Below are 18,445 nucleotides of genomic sequence, written 5' to 3' on the forward strand. Positions count from 1 at the left end.
CGGCACAGTATAGCGGGGAGAAAGCTTCTTCAAAACGGCGCCAGTCTATCTTATTGGCAAGCAGGTATAAGGGATGCCTGGGATTCAGCTGGTCTGTCAAAGAGCTGAACAAGGAGGGCTGAGGGGTGGTCTTGTTTATCATAATAATCTGCAAGTTTTCAACCATAAAGATACAAAAACTTGCAGATATATCAAAGCAATTTATATATTAATATGTTGATTATTAGGCGTAAAAGCACATTCTAAGGGGCGACTATTTAATGAGTGGCAAATATTCTCCATAACCTTCCTCTTTCATTTTCTCTTTCGGGATAAAACGAAGGGAGGCGCTATTGATGCAATAACGTAATCCGCCTTTCTCTTTCGGACCATCTGTGAATACATGTCCCAGATGCGCATCCCCGGTTTTACTGCGCACTTCCGTACGTATCATGCCATGCGAAGTATCTTTCTTCTCTGCGATGATATCTTTTTGAATCGGCTGGGAAAAGCTAGGCCACCCGCAACCCGAATCGAACTTGTCGGTAGAAACAAACAAAGGCTCTCCGGTGGTAATATCAACATAAATGCCTGGGCGATGCTCATTCCAGTATTCATTGTGGAAGGCCGGTTCGGTGGCATTCTTCTGGGTTACTGCATATTGTTCCGCCGACAGTTCCTTGCGGAGGGTTGAGTCATCCGGTTTTTGATACACTTTTGTTTTCGGTGCATTGGCTTTGCGTGCCATTTCAAATAAAGCAGGATTGATATGGCAGTATCCTCCCGGATTTTTATCCAGATAGTCCTGATGGTAAGTCTCTGCCGGATAGAAATTAGTCAATGGCTTTACTTCTATAGCGATAGGAGTCTTATATTGTGTAGACAATAGTTTAATAGCCTGGTTAATGACAGGAAGATCTTCTTTATTTATATAATAAATTCCGGTTCTATACTGTGTTCCCCGGTCATTACCCTGACGGTTGAGGCTGGTAGGATCAATTGTCTTGAAATACAGATCGAGCAGCAAATTTAAATCTACCGTTTTAGGATCATAAACCACCTTTACTGTTTCCGCAGCATTGGTTTTTCCTGAACAGACCTGTTCATAACTCGGGTTGGCAACATTACTGTTGGCATATCCTACTTGAGTACTTTCTACTCCTCGAATTTGTTTCAGGAAATGTTCTGTTCCCCAGAAGCATCCTCCTGCAAAATAGATTTCTGCTTGATTTTTCATTGGTTTAGCAACTCCTAAAAATGTATTACTAATCACTACGATCACTATGATGATAAAATACTTCATATCCGTTAGTTCTTTCTATAATAACGAATGAACCAACGGATATGTTTGAAGGAACTACTATACTAAACTCAAATATATTTCTTTTTATTCAATGATCTGTCCTTTGTAGAAATCCAGAATTTTAGTCCGGAACAGATAGTCGTATTTAGCTTGCAACTTATCCGAAAGAGCTTTCGTCAGATTAAGTTTGGCTTCATTATATTCTACAAAGGTAGCTTTGCCGTTATTGAATTTCTCACTCATTAGGCGGAAAGACTCCTCGTTGGCTTTCACTGCCACTTCACTGGAGTTGTACTTGCTTTCAGCAGCTAGAGCATTATACCAAGCCTGCTGAATCTCTTTGTAGAGTACTTTCTTTGCGTTATCCAATCTCAAAGATAAGTCTATTTGTTGTAAACGAGCGGTGCGTACTCGGTTTCGTGTAGAAAAACGATTAAAGATCGGAACGCTCAAATTGAATCCTATATACTTATTTAGGTTGTTCTTTATCTGACTGCCGAAGCTGTTTTCTGATCTTCCGCTCACCGTATAATAATTGCTACCCAAACCGGCGCTGAAAGAGAGTTGTGGATAGAATGCACTTTGAGCAATACGAATGCTATTAAGACTACCTTGTAAACGGTATTCTGCAGCCTTAATACTTGGTTTGTAAGCAAGAGCCTGTGTATATATATCATCCGGTGGGGTGAGAGATTCGAACTCTAGTTCTTCCTTAGGACTTTCGAGCACGAATCCTTCAGGCGTAGGTAATTCCAAAAGTTGGGTGAGGTCTAATAATGACAACTTGTACGTATTGTCTGATTGTACAGCAGTCATTTCGTCCTGTGCGACACGGGCTTGTGCTTCGGCCACTTCAGAAGGGGATGCTTTACCTACTCCGTGAAGTCCTTGGATACGCTTTAGCTGGTCTTTGCTTAAATTTACCTGATTATGAGCAACCTTACTTAATTCTTGGTTGAATAAAACCTGCAAATAAGCGGAAGTGACATTGATTGCAATGTCTTCTTTGGCTTTATTCAAATCTTCTATAGCGGCTTTTAAATCCAACTTGGCAAGTGAATATTGGTTGGATAACTGCAAACCGGTAAATATCGGTACATTGGTTCCCAAGCTGAAACTGGTATTGGCACTGTTAATGTCACTATACGAGTTGTCTATCGGAGAAGCAGTACGTCCCCAACTCCAGTTTTGGCTGGCGCTACCGCTCAAATTCGGAAGACGTGTCCATTTACTAGTGTTTACACTCACTTTATTGGCTTCAACACTGTTGGTCGATTGACGAATCTCTATATTATGCTCGATGGCATAGTCGATACATTGCCGCAATGTCCATGCTTGCGGGGAGTTGTTCTGTGCTTGGATAGAAGTGATTCCGATCCCGGCAAGCAGAAGGGCTGATATGGTTTTACGAATTATTTTCATTGAATTCAATTATTTATCTTTTTTCTCTGCACCCCGTATTTTGTCCTGTGCAGTTATTCCTTTCTTGATTTCTATCTTGATTCCATCACTCATACCGGCAGTCACCTGCGTACGCTGGAACTTTTGTTCGGGCACTGAATCTGTCATGATGTACACAAATGTAGAGTCTCCATTAAACTCAATAGTGCTTTCGGGGACTGCCAATACTTGATTTGCCCTTTGCAACACGATTTCCGCATTAGCCGAATATCCGGAACGAATCTGAACGGAATCTGGAATGGTAATTGCAGCCTTGATTTCAAATTGGTTGGCACCATTGGTTTCTACCCCTTTCGGAGAGATATATTCCAGAATGGCGTTGAAAGTCAGATTCTGCAAAGCTCCGATTGTCAGTTTGATCGGCATCTGTTCGTGGATACGTCCCACTTCCGTTTCATCAATATTACCACGGAAAATCATGTCGTTCATATTGGCTACCGTAGCAATCGTGGTTCCATCATTGAACGTGTTACTCATAATCACAGAGTTACCGGCTTTTACAGGTACATCCAAAATCAACCCGTCAATGGTAGAACGAATCATCGTACTACTGAACGATGCACTGTTTTTGGTAATCCCTTCTTTTACGATTTCCAGATTATCTTTAGCCGTCTGTCTCTCTTCACGAGCCTGTTTCAAGGCTACTTCACTTTTCTCATATTCTTCCCGGCTAATCAGTTGATCTTCGTACAACTTCTTTACACGGGCAAAATCCGTTTCTGCCTGTGTTGCATTAATCTCTGCCAGGCGCACACGACTTTCCGCAGAATTCAGTTGACCGAGTTCAGGGATTACTTTTACTTTGGCGATCACTTCCCCTTTCTTCACAGCTTGTCCGGCTTCTTTGTACACTTCGTCGATAATACCCGAAATCTGCGGTTTGATTAAAATTTCGTCTCTCGGTTCCACCTTTCCGGTAGCTACTGTAGTCTTTTGGAGGTCAGTGACTTCCGGTTTTACTATTTCGTAAGTGATTACCTTGGGTTTAGACTTCTGATAAAGGAATACGAATGTTCCGACAAGAATGATAGCAATGACTACCAATAATGTGATTTTCAGATACTTTTTCATGACTTTATTTATATTTTTATTGTTTACGATTAATAATTGAAATCCCTCGCACCTCTTTATTCGTCGCGGATAGCTTCAATCGGTTTGATAGCCATAGCCCGATAAGCAGGTGCCAGACCTGCCAACATTCCCAGTGCGATCAGAAGAGCACAAGTGCCGATTGCCAGTCCGAAGGTAACCTGAAAACGGACGTCTCCTCCGTCGGCGTTTGCTCCCATCTCTACCAGTTGCAACACCATGACGGCAAAAGAGATTCCACACATTCCTGCAATGGTAGTAAGCACCATACTTTCCGATAGAATCTGTTGCAGAATATCTTTGGGGCGTGCGCCGATTGCCCGGCGGATACCAATTTCGGTGGTACGTTCTTTCACGGTTACCATCATAATATTAGATACGCCGATGGCACCTGCCAGCAGAGTCCCCAATCCTACCATCCAAACCAGTATGTTGATACCGGTAAACAGATTGTCTACCATCGAGAACATTGCTTCCGCATTCAGGTACATAAGTGCCTGTTTGTCGTTAGGCGCGATATAATGCGCAGCTTTAATAATCTGCTCCATTTCCGGTTGTACATCGGACACTTTGATTCCATGCTTCACGGTGAAGCAGATGACGTCGATCCGTCCCCCTAAGTTATACGTTTGCTGCATCGTGGTGAAAGGCAGGGTGACAGCTTCCGAAGCCCGTCCCTGTATGTTCATATCCCCTTCGGAGGAAGACATGCCAATCACCTGATAATAAATTCCGTCTACGCGTATGTATTTTCCGCAAGGGTCCTCTCCCGGTTTGAACAGGCTTTCATAGATACGCTTTCCGATCACACACACTTTACGCGCTTCCTGTATATCCACTTCGTTGATAAACCTGCCGTAGGCCATTTCCTGTGATTCGATGTGGAGATAGTCCGGATATAATCCTTTCACGCTGCAATCGTATTTCTTATCTTCGTATACAGCTTTGGAACCCCAACGGGCAATGGAAGGAGTAATGACCTCCACATCTTTGACTTGCGAACGGAGGCGCTCGATGTCGATAGCTTCCAGATTCCACCACCTGCCTTTGCGGAAACCTTTGTAAGCTTCGCCCGTTTTCTGTGCGGCAAGGAAGCCGGAGTTGGTTGCGAATCCTTCAAAGTTCTTTTTCATCATGCCTTCCAGTCCTTGTCCGCCGCCGATCAGGGCGACGAGCATAAAGATTCCCCAGAAAACACCGAATGCAGTCAGCAGGCTTCTCGTTTTATTTCTTGTAATGGTAATGAGGATTTCCTCACAGGTATCCATGTCTATTCTCATAGTCTTAATCTGCTCTAAGTGCTTCGATTGGTCGGATGCTGACTGCTTTTCGGGCAGGGAATAATCCGGCTAACGTACCAGCTATTATTAATGTGAGTGTAGCCTGTATGGCGATTCTTATATCTACTGTTGGATTCAGGAAAACAGTTTCCGTCCACATTCCGGTATCCATTGTCTGATTGCCAAAGGCGTTATTCATCCATTCGGTCACTCCGATGCCCGCCACCATTCCTATATATCCGAATATCGTGGTAATGGTGACACTCTCTACGATAATCAGCCAGAGAATAGAAAGCGGCTTGGCACCCAGAGCTTTGCGGATACCGAATTCACGGGTACGTTCTTTTACGGTAATCAGCATAATGTTGGATACTCCTACAATCCCGCTTAACAGTGTGAAGATACCGATCACCCAGATAGCGATGCGTAGCATGTTCGAGCCTTGCTGCTGTTGCAAGTAGTTGGTAAACCGGTTCCAAATCCAGATAGCACTATGATCTGTCGGGTCAAAGCGATGATTAGCCCCCAGCACCTTGCGGTAATGAGCTTCAAATGCTTCATTCGCTTCTATCGTTTCCAGATTTTTGGTAGTCATGACAAGGTTATTCAACTTGTCTCCTTTGTTGTAAATCGTTTGCAGGGTGGTGAAGGGGATGTAAGCATCGCTGTCTCCGCTGTCTCCTTTATCATTATACAGCCCTACTACCTGATAAACCACATTACTGGCATTGACAAACTGCCCGATAGGCTCGGTATGCGTTTTATCGAAAAGAATCTCTGCTGTCTTTTTATGGAGCACAATTACTTTCCGGCGCTCTTTAATATCAATTTCATTGATGAAACGTCCTTTGAAGAGTTTCACCACTTCTACTTCCGTATGGTTGGGATATACGCCGGAAAGATTCAAACTGACGTATTCTTGTCCGAAACTTAAGTTAATACCTCCTTGCCACACAGTTGCCCCGGCTTTAATGACATGGTCCGGAAAATAATGGTCGGTAGCGTCCACGTCTTTATTATCCAATTGCACTCGTCTTCCTTCTTTCAGTCCATCGTATGATTTGCTGGTCCATCCCGGAAAAATCTTGATGGAGTTCATGGCACGTTCGGAAGCCGATTGCTCGAATGCATGGATCAATCCGTTTCCTGCGCCTAACAGGACGATCAGCATAAAGATACCCCATGCCACAGCAAATCCTGTGAGAAAAGTCCTTAGCTTGTTACGCTTGATGGTACTGTATATTTCTTGCCAAATATCAATCATTTTTTTAAGTATTAGGTGATAAGTAAGTATTAAGTATTAGGTATTAAGTATTAGGCTGCGCTGCGACCGCATGGAATTAATACTTATTACTTATTTCATGAAACCGTCTTTGCCGAACGGAGAGGCATCGTGGTCGATATTATCTTCAATGCGTTCGATAACCCCGTCCTTGATGTGTATAATCTTGTCTGTTTGGTTGGCAACTCCGCTTTCGTGGGTGACAACTACAATCGTCATTCCCAGCTTATGAAGATCTTTCAGAATTTGCATCACTTCCACGGAAGTTTTACTGTCCAAAGCTCCTGTAGGCTCATCTGCCAGAATGATTTGCGGTTGGGTGATTAAAGCCCGTGCGATTGCCACACGTTGTTTCTGACCGCCACTCATTTCGTTGGGCATGTGATGTGCCCAGTCTTTTAAACCCAGACGGTCGAGATATTCCAAGGCAAGTGCATTTCGCTTCTTGCGGCTTATCCCTTGATAAAATAAAGGAAGTGCTACATTCTCTACGGCATCTTTAAAGGAAATCAGGTTAAATGACTGGAAGATAAATCCGATCATGCGATTCCGGTATTCGGCAGCTTTGGTTTCGCTTAAGTTCTTGATGAGTACGTTATTCAGATAATACTCTCCGGTGTCGTAGTTGTCGAGAATTCCCAATATATTGAGTAAAGTTGATTTCCCAGACCCGGATGCTCCCATGATGGAAACAAATTCTCCCTGTTCGATATTGAGATTGATACCTTTAAGTACATGGAGAGGCGCTCCGTTGTTGTAGGTCTTGTTGACGTTTGTTAGTTGTATCACAATTTTCTTTATTTAGATTCTGTTTTCTAATAATTTTCTACTATTAGACGGCTGCAAGATACGAAAAGTTGCAAAGAGGTTGAACTTTTTTTGAAAAACATTTTGTAGACTCAATCTTCTTTACGTAATTTGTGTGCAGTAAACTTAATGATTAACTAACCCTTTTAAATAAAAGTATCATGAATTCAAACATGGAAAAGCCCTACGTAGTAGGTATTGACATAGGCGGAACGAATACCGTCTTTGGAATTGTAGACGCACGCGGAACTATTATTGCCAGCAGTTCAATCAAAACATCTGGTTATCCTACAGTAGAAGAATACGCTGATGAAGTGTGTAAAAGCCTGCTTCCATTGATTATTGCTAATGGTGGCGTTGATAAAATCAGAGGTATCGGTATCGGTGCTCCGAATGGTAACTATTACACGGGAACGATTGAATTTGCTCCAAACTTGCCTTGGAAAGGAATTCTTCCGTTGGCTGCCATGTTTGAAGAAAGACTGGGTATCCCCACTGCTTTGACAAACGATGCAAATGCTGCTGCTATCGGTGAAATGACTTATGGCGCTGCCCGTGGTATGAAAGACTTTATCATGATTACACTGGGTACCGGTGTGGGTAGTGGTATTGTTATCAACGGCCAGATGGTATATGGACATGACGGTTTTGCAGGCGAATTAGGACACGTGATCGCTCGTCGCGATGGTCGTCTTTGCGGTTGTGGACGTAAGGGATGTCTGGAAACTTACTGTTCGGCTACCGGTGTAGCTCGCACAGCTCGCGAATTCCTTGCCGCTCGTACGGATGCCAGCTTGCTTCGTAACATTCCTGCAGAAAACATTACTTCAAAAGATGTATATGACGCAGCTGTACAAGGAGATAAATTGGCACAGGAGATCTTCGAATTTACAGGTAATATCTTGGGTGAAGCTTTGGCGGATGCTATTGCATTCTCCAGCCCTGAAGCCATTGTATTGTTCGGTGGCTTGGCTAAGTCCGGTGACTATATCATGAAACCGATTCAGAAGGCCATTGATGATAATATCCTGAATATCTATAAAGGTAAGACGAAATTGCTCGTTTCCGAATTGAAGGATTCTGATGCTGCTGTACTGGGTGCCAGTGCATTGGCTTGGGAACTGAAAGATTTGAAAGAATAATATATCATTATTATAATAAAGGTGATGAAGCCTCGGGAGTCTATGACTTTCGGGGCTTTGTTTTATTATTCCTTTCCGCCATCTACAAGGCATCTACAGCCTATTCAGAAAAGGGTTTATTCTCACTAGTATGAGAAATAATACTCATACTAATGGGAATATATTCTCATAGGTATGAGTATTTTTTCTCACAGGTGTGAGTATAGTTGAGAAAATGTACTTCCCAGATAATAGCTTTGCGAGAATGGTAGCAATAAAAAAGGGAACTTCATTCATTATGAAGTTCCCTTTTTTATTTCGAATCGAAAAGTTCGGCTTATTAGTTAGCTCTTTTTTCTTTGATTCTAGCTTTCTTACCAGTAAGAGCGCGCAGGTAGTACAATTTAGCGCGACGAACTTTACCTACCTTGTTCACTTCGATGCTATCGATAGCCGGTGATTCGATTGGGAAAATTCTTTCTACGCCTATAGTTCCTGACATTTTACGTACAGTAAAACGTTTCTTGTCTCCGTGACCGGCGATTTTGATAACAACACCACGGTACAACTGTACACGTTCTTTGTTACCCTCGATAATACGATATGCTACTGTTACAGTGTCTCCTGCTTTGAAGCTCGGGTGCTGTTTTCCGGTAGCAAATGCTTCTTCTGCAATTTTAATTAAATCCATTGTTGTTATTATTAAATTGTTTCATCGTTACAACGCAACATACCAAGTATCTCTTCTCTTGACAGCGATTGCGCGAAAGCGGTGCAAAGTAACGAATTATTTGCCAGATAGCCAAATGTTTTTGTATATTTGTGGCATATCTAAAAATAGCGAACATGAAACAGACTTATGTAAAGTATCTGATGGTGGCGACGTTTGCAGGAGGCTTCCTGTTTACTTCCTGCCGGACCGCACGCGAGACTACGGCACAGTACGAAGTAACCAAAGTAGAGGGTAGCATGATAACGATTGATTCTGTTTGGGACACCATTCCCAACGCGAAAGCTGCCGAAATCTTAAAGCCTTATAAGGAAAAGGTGGATGCGATGATGTATGAAGTCATCGGCACCAGTGCGATGAAAATGGACAAAGGAGGTCCCGAAAGTTTACTTTCCAACCTTGTTGCAGGTGTTTTGCAGCAAGCGGCTGTTCAGGTGTTGGGGAAACCTGCTGATATGGGATTGGTAAATATGGGCGGCTTGCGTAATATCTTGCCCGAAGGAGATATCACGGTAGGCGATGTGTTTGAAATTCTTCCTTTTGAGAATTCTCTTTGCGTACTGACTATGAAAGGAACAGACTTGAGACGTCTTTTTGAAGCGATTGCATCTCTGCACGGAGAAGGAGTGAGCGGTATCCGCCTTGAAATCACCAAAAATGGAAAGTTGCTGAACGCCTTTGTCGGTGAAAAACCACTAAAGGATGACCAGCTTTACACGGTGGCCACTATCGACTATCTGGCAGATGGAAATGGACGGATGGATGCTTTCCTGCAGGCAGAAAAGAGAGTATGCCCCGAAGACGCAACCTTACGCGGACTATTTCTTGATTATGTACGCAAACAGACTGCCGAAGGCAAAGCGATTACCTCCAAACTGGATGGACGTATTACCATAAAATAAAAAGGAGAATCTAAAAATATTGAATATGAAAAGAATTCAGATATTATTCCTGTTATGTCTTGCATTGAGCTTTACTTTCTCAATTTTTGCGCAGGATAAGGATACCAAAGAAGTGATTATTTTACAAACAAGCGATGTGCATAGTCGTATCGAACCTGTCAATCAGAAGGGGGACGAATACTATAATAAAGGTGGTTTTCTTCGCCGGGCTGCTTTTCTCGAACAGTTCCGCAAGGAGCATAAGAATGTGCTGCTTTTCGACTGCGGAGATATTTCTCAGGGAACACCTTATTATAATATGTTCCGCGGAGAAGTGGAAGTTAAACTAATGAATGAAATGGGTTACGATGCTATGACTATCGGTAACCATGAGTTTGATTTCGATGTGGATAATATGGAACGTATTTTCAAGATGGCTAATTTCCCGGTTGTTTGTGCCAACTATAATCTGGATGCTACGGTATTGAAAGATATAGTTAAACCCTACGTCGTTCTTGAGAAATATGGTTTGAGAATTGGTGTGTTTGGCCTTGGAACCCAACCCGAAGGGATGATTCAGGCTAATAAATGCGAAGGAGTCGTTTATGAAGATCCTATCCGCGTATCCAACGAAATAGCTGCTTTGTTGAAAGACGAAGAAGGTTGTGATTTGGTAGTATGCCTGTCTCATCTGGGCATTCAAATGGATGAACATCTGGTTGCCGGAACACGCAATATCGACGTGATTCTGGGCGGGCACTCTCATACATTTATGAAAGGCCCCAAAACATACTTGAATATGGACGGAAAAGAGGTGCCTGTTATGCACACGGGAAAAAATGGTGTTCGTGTAGGCCGTCTCGATTTGACTTTGAAACATAAATGAAGATAATCCCCTCAATAGTAACGCTTTTATTCCTTATTGCGGCCGGCACGGTTTCAAGTCCGGCGCAGAATGCTACAACCGTTGAACCTCTGCTGGTGTATAAAGCCCTTCAGGACAAAGACTGCCGGCACTGGGTTGATTCGGTTATGGATAAGCTTTCCTTTAAAGAAAAGGTAGGGCAGTTGTTCATCTATACCATTGCCCCGGTAGATACCAAACGAAACCTGGAACTGTTGCGCGAAGTAATCGACACCTATAAAGTGGGCGGACTTCTCTTTTCCGGTGGGAAGATGCAAAATCAGGTTGAACTGACAAACCGGGCGCAACGGCAGGCAAAAGTCCCTTTGATGATTACCTTTGATGGAGAATGGGGACTGGCCATGCGTTTGCGTGGTATGCCTGTTTTTCCACGGAATATGGTATTGGGATGTATCCGTGACAACAAGCTGCTCTATGAATACGGGCGTGAAGTTGCTCGTCAATGCCGACAGATTGGAGTACAGGTCAACTTTGCTCCGGTGGCGGACGTGAATATAAATCCTGAAAATCCCGTAATCAATACCCGTTCTTTTGGAGAAGATCCGATACAGGTGGCTGATAAGGTTATCGCTTATGCTTCCGGTTTGGAAAGTGGAGGGGTTTTATCTGTGTGTAAACATTTTCCCGGACATGGAGATACCGATGTTGATTCGCATAAGGCGCTTCCGGTACTTCCTTTCACTCGTGAGCGTCTGGACAGTGTGGAACTTTATCCTTTTAAAGAAGCCATCCGTGCCGGATTGGGCGGTATGATGGTAGGACATTTGCAAGTTCCGGTGATAGAACCGATTGGTGGACTTCCGTCTTCCTTGTCCCGCAATGTCGTATACGATTTGCTGACAGATGAACTGGCGTTCAAAGGACTCATATTTACAGATGCGCTTGCCATGAAAGGAGTGGCGGGAAATGGAAATGTCAGTTTGCAGGCTTTGAAAGCTGGTAATGACATGGTATTGTCTCCCCGAAACTTGAAGGAAGAGATACCGGCCGTACTGGAAGCCATTGAAAAAGGAGAGTTGACCCGCGAAGATATTGAAAGCAAATGTCGTAAGGTCTTGACTTATAAATATGTGTTGGGACTGAAGAAAAAGTCGTATGTACAATTATCCGGTCTGGAACAACGGATTAACAGTCCGCAAACGCGTGATTTGGTTCGCCGGTTGAATTTAGCGGCAATAACAGTTCTGAACAACAAGAATCATATTCTCCCCTTGCATACAGACAAAGAGCAGACGATTGCATTGCTCGAGGTAGGAGATCCCGGAGAAACTGATGCGTTGGCGAAACAACTTTCCCGCTATACGTCTTTGGCTCGTTTTTCCCTTCGTGCCAATCAGACGAAAGAGGAAAATCAGCGGTTGCGTGATTCTTTGTCTACCTATAAACGGATTATTGTAGCCGTCAGTGAACAGCGGCTGGCTCCTTATCAGCCTTTCTTTGCTAAGTTTGTTCCCGAAAGCCCGGCCATTTATCTGTTTTTTACTCCCGGGAAGATGATGTTGCAGATTCAGCGCGCGGTGGCTCATGCTTCGGCGGTGGTGCTGGGACATAGCTATAGTAGTGACGTGCAGCGCCAGGTGGCAGATGTGCTATTTGCCAAGGCATCTGCAGACGGACAGTTGTCGGCAAGTCTGGGAGAACTGTTTCCAACGGGAGCAGGAGTGACTATTACCCCTAAAACGCCGTTGCATTTCGTTCCGGAAGAATACGGGCTTTCCTCTGCTCATCTAAAACGGATTGATTCCATTGCATTGGATGGTATTCATCAGGGAGCCTATCCCGGTTGCCAGGTGGTGGTGCTGAAAAACGGTCATATTATGTTCGACAAGGCTTTCGGTACTTATACGGGTAAAGGAAGTCCTCGTGTCGAATCTACGAATATCTACGATCTGGCTTCCCTTTCAAAAACGACGGGCACCTTGCTTGCCATTATGAAACTCTACGATAAGGGACGTTTTAATCTGACAGATAAAATTTCGGATCATTTGCCGTTTTTGCAACGTACTGATAAGAAAGATATAACGATTCAGGAAATTCTGTATCATCAGTCCGGTTTACCTTCCTGGATTCCTTTTTATCAGGAAGCTATTGACAAGGATAGCTATGATGGAAGATTGTTCAGCGCACGTAAAGATATCCACCATCCGGTACAGATTGGTACGACTACGTGGGCGAATCCGAAATTCAAATTCAAGAGTGAATATATTTCTCCGGTCAAGACCGGTGATTATACTGTTCAGATCTGTGACAGTTTGTGGTTAAACCGTTCTTTCCGAAAGGTGATAGAAGAGAAAATTGCAGAAGCTCCGTTAAAGCAGAAGCGCTATGTATATAGTGATGTCGGATTTATACTCTTGGGAATGTTGGTGGAACAACTGGCCGGTATGCCTATGGAAGCCTATTTGCAACGTGAGTTTTATGAGCCGATGGGGTTGGAACATACAGGTTACCTGCCTTTACGCCGTTTTGCCAAATCGGAAATTGTCCCTTCCAACAAAGACCGTTTCTTGCGTAAAGAGACTTTGCAGGGATTTGTGCATGATGAGGCTTCCGCTTTCTTTGGCGGATTGGCCGGAAATGCCGGACTTTTCTCTACTGCCCGTGATGTAGCCCGCGTTTATCAGATGTTGCTGAATGGAGGAGAAATAGATGGTCAACGCTATCTAAGCAAAGAAACCTGTCAGTTGTTTACTACGGAAACTTCAAAGATCAGCCGGCGTGGCTTGGGCTTTGACAAACCGGATGCTGATGATCCGAAGAAAGGAAATTGTGCTCCTGCTGCACCTGCCGAAGTGTACGGTCATACCGGCTTTACCGGTACATGTGCATGGGTAGATCCGGTCAATGAACTGGTTTATGTATTCCTTAGCAACCGGATTTATCCGGATGTAACAAATCGCAAACTGAACCAACTGCACATTCGTGAGCGAATACAGGGAGCTATTTATGATGCGATGAAGAAAAAATAAAAAAAGAAAGGTAAAAGGTGCCTATATTAAAAGCTACCTTTTACCTTTTTTATTATTAACGTAATATTCTGATAGTTGTCAGCCAGTCTTAGAAGGATACACCCAGGCGGAAGCCGAAGTTGCTCAATCCATCTACACTGTAATGCAGTACGTCAGCCTTGTTGGTACCATAGCTGTAGTACAAAGCAAAGTGCAAACCCGGTCCGTAAACCCATGGGAATACATTGATACCTACTTCAGGAGAAGCATAGAATCCCCAACTGTTTTCTCTTGCTTCCAGCATGCTGAAATTAGAGCGGATTTTAGCATATTCAGCACCTAATTTAGCACTGACGTATGGTTGAAAGGCTCCACCGCGATTCCACTGGTAACGTGCAGCAGCACCGAAAGGCAATTGGAAAATGGTATGTTGCTGATCGGTAGTCACTTCACCGGCGCCCATTTGGAAGGTTTCGCGACCTACATATTCGTGGTTGCTGTGATAGTTGAGGAAAAGACCCAAACCGATGTTAGGAGTCACGAAATAACCACCTTCGAAGTTCATACCCCAACCGCTTGCTTTATCAGCAAAATTGTTACTTAGCGGAGCGTTGAACTGCCAGTCGATATTTGCATATCCATTGTCCGATAGCTGTGCCTTAGCCGGCATGGCGAAGGCGATGGCAATAGCCGCCAAGGCTACTACCTTGAAGTATATATTTTTTCTTGTTTTCATAACAGTTGTAGTTGTTTATTTGTTAGTAAGATAAGGTGACTGTGTAAATGACTGGTTGACAGCTTCTACTGCAAGAGTACGGTTGATAGCTTTGGAACCAGTTTCAAATCCGGTCAGATAACTTGTCCATACAACAGGCAGTTTTTTACTGTCTCCCTGTTCGGCTTTCAAGTTCACCATTTCTGTCAGGAAGGAGTTGGTGCTATAACTATAAGTTACTGCATACGGGTAGTACCATCCACCACCCCAGTTGCCACCCCAGTAGCCAGGGCCCCAATATCCGGGATAACCCCACCACCATTCAGGTTGTGTGTAGCTGGTGAAATAATAAGTACTTGCGATGTAGCTCACTTGGATACCAAGATCTGCGCTTTCCTGGTCAGCTGCTGCTTCGTAACCTCTAGCTTCCATATTGTCTGTATAAGCTGCCAGAATTTGTTCTGCGCCTTCACCTTCGAGATATTCCGGTTCTTTACTATCACTGATGACCAGAATCTGTGGTGCCAGATAGAATGTAGGAACTTTGAAATCGGCTTTCTTGTCGTAGTTAGTGTATACCAGATAATTGTCATCCAGTTTACCCATGTCCGGGTCTTTTTCACATGAAGCGAGTGCAAAGACCGCCAATAAAATAGGAATTAATTTCTTCATATCTTTTATAATGTTTAGGTTATATAAAAATCACGCCCAGGTACCTTGGGCTTTTGATACAAACAACAAGAAAGGTGGAAAAAGGTTCGCGTGGAAATTTCTTTTGCCGGAAAATTAACATATTTCTTTGGCCCGGCGGAAAGAAAAACGGTGAGCGCTCTGCCCTATTATCAGGGAGTTTGCTCACCGTTTATTATTTACAGATATTTATTTGAAAAATCCGTTTATTAAAACAGAGGTTTTAGTAGATCCGGTATTTCTACCTTATCAAGTTCCAGTTCAGTTACCCGTTGTTTACCCAATTGAGTCAGATGGAAATACATCTGTCTCCGGTCTTCACTTCCGAGTGATCGGACGATTAGTCCTTTTTCTTCCAGTATCCGCAGCATTTTGGATGTGTGTGAGGGGCTTAGTTCGGTTTGTTTAGACAGGTTGGTAGCCGTCACTTTGTCCGAAGCCTCTTTAAGGGCACACAATATCATTGCTTCATTAAGCGTTATCTGGTACATTTTTTCAAATGCTGTTTCAAAGTTTCCCATTGCTTTGAATACATCACGCATTGCACATATTGTTTTCATACCTTATTTAAATATTTCATTTGTTCATTTTTTAAATAAATAGATTAACGTTTGCGTTATCCGCCCGTTCCATATACGTTGCTACGCCGCCAATGGTCACCTCGTCCAGGAGTTCTTCTTGTTTGACTCCCATCACGTCCATTGACATCTGGCAAGCAATAAATTCCACACCGTTTTCCAGCGCTTGCTGGCGCAGGGATTCCAGTGAATCAATCCCTTTTTTGTTCATGATATACCGCATCATTTTTCCGCCTATTCCGCCCATACTCATCTTAGAAAGTTTCAGCTTTTTGGAGCTGGAAGGCAGCATCATGCCAAACATTTTTCCGAAAATATCCTTTTCGGTTTCCGGTTTGTGCAACTTCTTGATGACGTTCAGTCCCCAGAACGTAAAGAAGATGGTGACTTTCTGCCCCGTAGCTGCTGCGCCGTTTGCTAGTACAAAAGTGGCCAAAGCTTTATCCAAATCATCACTAAACATGATAAAGGTTTTTCCTTTGCCCTCACATGAAGTAACAATATTGCACGATTTTGGTTCTCCTTTTTCTATGACAACAACAGATTTTCCTCCGGAGCTGTCTTTCGAAATCAGTTGATTGCCCGTTGAACTGCACCATGCGGCGGCGTCACGCGGAAATCCCGGATCGGTTGAGGTGATTTCCACCCGTTCGCCTGAAGCCAGTGTATCCATTGTTTTTTTCATTTTCAAAATCGGGCCGGGACATTGTAACCCGCAGGCGTCTACCCGAACTGTTTTAGCGGGGGTTGCAAGGGCATCGGCGGTGACGGCAGCCGTGGCAGTAACCGTGGTATCCGAAACCTTAGCAACCGCAGGTTGCCCAACTTGGGGACTACCTCCCTGTTGTTCGGGTGATTCGTCTATTTCATTTCCATTTTCTTCGCGTATGATAATCGGAGCAGTGGCGGCTCGATAAGTCTTCAGTCCTCCCGAGAGATTACGCACCTTGTCAAATTCATGTTGAGTCAATATCCGGTAGGCAAGATAGCCCCGTAGTCCGACAGCGCAGAAGGTATAAATCATTTTATCTTTCGGCAGTTCGGCCAGCCGGTCACGAAGCTCATCCAGCGGAATATTCACGGCACCCGGTAAGCTGCCTAAAGAATATTCGTCCGGGGTGCGGACATCCAGCAGGAACTTATTTTCCATTTCAATGTCCCGCAACTCTCTCCAATATACCGGATTGGTTTTGCCGGTAATGATGTCTTCCGCTACATATCCTGCCAGTGCTACCGGATCTTTGGCCGAAGAGAACGGAGGAGCATACGCTTGTTCCACTTTCATCAGGTCGTAGATCGTTCCCTCGTGTTTGATGACAAGCGCGAGTTCGTCAATCCGTTTGTCCACTCCGTCGTAACCGACGATTTGCCCGCCGTACAATCTTCCCGTCTTTTTGTCGAAAGTGATTTTGATACTCATCGGCATGGCATCCGGATAGTAGCCGGCATGAGAGGCGGGATGGATGGTAGATGACATATAATCTATCTCTTCCTGGCGCAGGCGCTTGCCGGGTAAACCGGTTGAAGCAACGGTCATGTCGAAAACTTTTGCGATTGAAGTGCCGATAGAACCTTCGTAAGGTATTTTTGCCCCGAGAACGTTGTCTGCAACGATGCGTCCCTGACGGTTGGCAGGTCCGGCAAGATAGTTGAGCCAGGGTTTTCCGGTGATCGGATGGCGGAACTCGATTGCGTCACCGATGGCATAAATCGATTCATCAGACGTTTGCAGGTAATCATTCACGGCAATACCTCCTGCGGGGCCGATAGTCAGTTCGGCAGCTCGTGCCAGACTGGTTTCCGGGCGTACTCCGATCGACAGGATAACGATATCGGCAGAAATGGACTGACCATTTTTGAACGTTACTTTCAATCCTTTTCCCTCCCGGCTAAAAGAGGCGACAGCTTGTTCCAGATAAAGATTGACTCCTTTATCCATCAAGTGCTGGTGGACGAGCGATGCCATCGAGAAGTCGATAGGAGCCATCACTTGATTGCCCATTTCCACAATCGACACTTTCGCTCCCTGTGTATGTAAGTTTTCCGCCATTTCCAGACCGATAAATCCGGCTCCTACGATAACGGCTTTTCGCGGAGCGTGGCTCTTGATATATTCTTTGATCCGATCCGTGTCGGTGACATTCCTTAACGTGAAGATTCCGCTAAGGTCGATTCCCGGAAGAGGAGGACGCACCGGGGAAGCTCCGGTGGAGATGACTAATTTATCGTAGCTCTCCTCATAAGTGTCTTCACTGCTTTGCCGGATGGTCACTGTCTTTCTTTTCCGGTCAATAAAAATCGCTTCGTTTTCTGTACGTACATCCACACGGAAGCGTGTAGAGAAGGCTTCGGGCGTTTGCACGAACAATTTATCCCGTTCCTCTATCACTCCTCCTATATAATAAGGAAGGCCGCAATTGGCGTATGATATATACTTTCCTTTTTCCAAAAGGATAATTTCTGCTGTTTCATCTACTCGTCTGATTCGGGCAGCAGTGGTGGCTCCTCCTGCAACTCCCCCAATAATAATTATTTTCATCTGTTTATAGTGTAAATAGTTTCCTGTGGAAATAACAAACAGGGGCGAAGAAATGTTCATGGATTCAGATAAAAAAACTATATTTGCGCACCCTGTTTTTCATTCTTCTATATTAAT

The 18,445-nt window shown here is 44.0% G+C and carries 15 protein-coding genes and 1 pseudogene; 4 read left to right on the forward strand and 12 right to left on the reverse strand.

What is annotated here, in order from left to right; genetic code table 11:
• The 7 genes and pseudogenes from HMPREF0106_RS27100 to HMPREF0106_RS10910 form a co-directional block, all read right to left on the reverse strand.
• Nucleotides 1–142: pseudogene (locus HMPREF0106_RS27100) on the reverse strand (IS5/IS1182 family transposase); the annotation flags it as partial.
• Between the two features lie 111 nt (nucleotides 143–253).
• Entirely contained in the window at nucleotides 254–1,282 is a 1,029-nt protein-coding gene (gene msrB / locus HMPREF0106_RS10935) for a peptide-methionine (R)-S-oxide reductase MsrB (RefSeq protein WP_008644981.1), read from the reverse strand.
• Nucleotides 1,283–1,366: 84 nt separating this feature from the next.
• Nucleotides 1,367–2,704: a TolC family protein gene (locus HMPREF0106_RS10930; protein WP_008644982.1), complete on the reverse strand. Its 1,338-nt coding sequence runs from the start codon at nucleotides 2,702–2,704 to the stop codon at nucleotides 1,367–1,369.
• A gap of 9 nt (nucleotides 2,705–2,713) precedes the next feature.
• Nucleotides 2,714–3,814 carry an efflux RND transporter periplasmic adaptor subunit gene (locus HMPREF0106_RS10925; protein ID WP_008644983.1) on the reverse strand — a complete coding sequence of 367 codons (1,101 nt, stop codon included), beginning with the start codon at nucleotides 3,812–3,814 and terminating at the stop codon, nucleotides 2,714–2,716.
• A 56-nt stretch (nucleotides 3,815–3,870) separates the two neighbouring features.
• A complete protein-coding gene (locus tag HMPREF0106_RS10920) occupies nucleotides 3,871–5,112 on the reverse strand; it encodes an ABC transporter permease (RefSeq protein WP_008644985.1) in 1,242 nt (413 codons plus the stop codon).
• A gap of 4 nt (nucleotides 5,113–5,116) precedes the next feature.
• Complete coding sequence (locus tag HMPREF0106_RS10915; RefSeq protein WP_004315005.1) at nucleotides 5,117–6,376, reverse strand: ABC transporter permease; 1,260 nt, start codon at nucleotides 6,374–6,376, stop codon at nucleotides 5,117–5,119.
• 90 nt (nucleotides 6,377–6,466) lie between these two features.
• Nucleotides 6,467–7,183 (reverse strand): ABC transporter ATP-binding protein, encoded by a 717-nt coding sequence (locus tag HMPREF0106_RS10910; protein ID WP_008026229.1) that lies wholly within the window; start codon nucleotides 7,181–7,183, stop codon nucleotides 6,467–6,469.
• Nucleotides 7,184–7,362: 179 nt separating this feature from the next.
• Here HMPREF0106_RS10910 and HMPREF0106_RS10905 point away from each other — a divergent pair, with 179 nt between their 5' ends.
• Entirely contained in the window at nucleotides 7,363–8,343 is a 981-nt protein-coding gene (locus HMPREF0106_RS10905) for an ROK family protein (protein ID WP_004315007.1), read from the forward strand.
• Nucleotides 8,344–8,662: 319 nt separating this feature from the next.
• Here HMPREF0106_RS10905 and rplS read toward each other — a convergent pair whose 3' ends face one another.
• Entirely contained in the window at nucleotides 8,663–9,013 is a 351-nt protein-coding gene (gene rplS / locus HMPREF0106_RS10900; RefSeq protein ID WP_004296199.1) for a 50S ribosomal protein L19, read from the reverse strand.
• A 155-nt stretch (nucleotides 9,014–9,168) separates the two neighbouring features.
• Between rplS and HMPREF0106_RS10895 the strand changes: the two genes are divergently transcribed.
• From HMPREF0106_RS10895 to HMPREF0106_RS10885, 3 genes are read left to right on the forward strand one after another with little or no spacing between them, the layout of a single operon-like run.
• Nucleotides 9,169–9,954: a 5'-nucleotidase C-terminal domain-containing protein gene (locus HMPREF0106_RS10895; protein ID WP_004307002.1), complete on the forward strand. Its 786-nt coding sequence runs from the start codon at nucleotides 9,169–9,171 to the stop codon at nucleotides 9,952–9,954.
• Nucleotides 9,955–9,979: 25 nt separating this feature from the next.
• Nucleotides 9,980–10,819, forward strand: a complete 840-nt coding sequence (locus tag HMPREF0106_RS10890) for a bifunctional metallophosphatase/5'-nucleotidase (RefSeq protein ID WP_008649825.1) — start codon at nucleotides 9,980–9,982, stop codon at nucleotides 10,817–10,819.
• Complete coding sequence (locus tag HMPREF0106_RS10885; RefSeq protein WP_008774582.1) at nucleotides 10,816–13,827, forward strand: glycoside hydrolase family 3 N-terminal domain-containing protein; 3,012 nt, start codon at nucleotides 10,816–10,818, stop codon at nucleotides 13,825–13,827. The genes HMPREF0106_RS10890 and HMPREF0106_RS10885 overlap by 4 nt, the downstream gene beginning before the upstream one ends.
• A gap of 88 nt (nucleotides 13,828–13,915) precedes the next feature.
• On the opposite strand, the gene HMPREF0106_RS10880 is transcribed toward HMPREF0106_RS10885, so the two are convergent.
• The 4 genes from HMPREF0106_RS10880 to HMPREF0106_RS10865 all read right to left on the reverse strand — a co-directional run bounded on the left by HMPREF0106_RS10880 (nucleotide 13,916) and on the right by HMPREF0106_RS10865 (nucleotide 18,328).
• Complete coding sequence (locus HMPREF0106_RS10880) at nucleotides 13,916–14,542, reverse strand: outer membrane beta-barrel protein (RefSeq protein WP_008019936.1); 627 nt, start codon at nucleotides 14,540–14,542, stop codon at nucleotides 13,916–13,918.
• Nucleotides 14,543–14,557: 15 nt separating this feature from the next.
• Nucleotides 14,558–15,193, reverse strand: coding sequence for a DUF4136 domain-containing protein (locus HMPREF0106_RS10875; RefSeq protein WP_004314298.1), 636 nt, complete (start codon nucleotides 15,191–15,193; stop codon nucleotides 14,558–14,560).
• Nucleotides 15,194–15,420: 227 nt separating this feature from the next.
• The gene (locus HMPREF0106_RS10870) at nucleotides 15,421–15,771 is read right to left on the reverse strand and encodes a winged helix DNA-binding protein (protein ID WP_004314299.1); all 351 of its coding nucleotides are present in this window, start codon (nucleotides 15,769–15,771) and stop codon (nucleotides 15,421–15,423) included.
• Between the two features lie 31 nt (nucleotides 15,772–15,802).
• Nucleotides 15,803–18,328 carry an FAD-dependent oxidoreductase gene (locus HMPREF0106_RS10865; protein ID WP_009040192.1) on the reverse strand — a complete coding sequence of 842 codons (2,526 nt, stop codon included), beginning with the start codon at nucleotides 18,326–18,328 and terminating at the stop codon, nucleotides 15,803–15,805.
• Nucleotides 18,329–18,445: the final 117 nt, after the last annotated feature.

This window comes from Bacteroides sp. D22 (assembly GCF_000163675.1).
GTDB lineage: Bacteria > Bacteroidota > Bacteroidia > Bacteroidales > Bacteroidaceae > Bacteroides > Bacteroides xylanisolvens.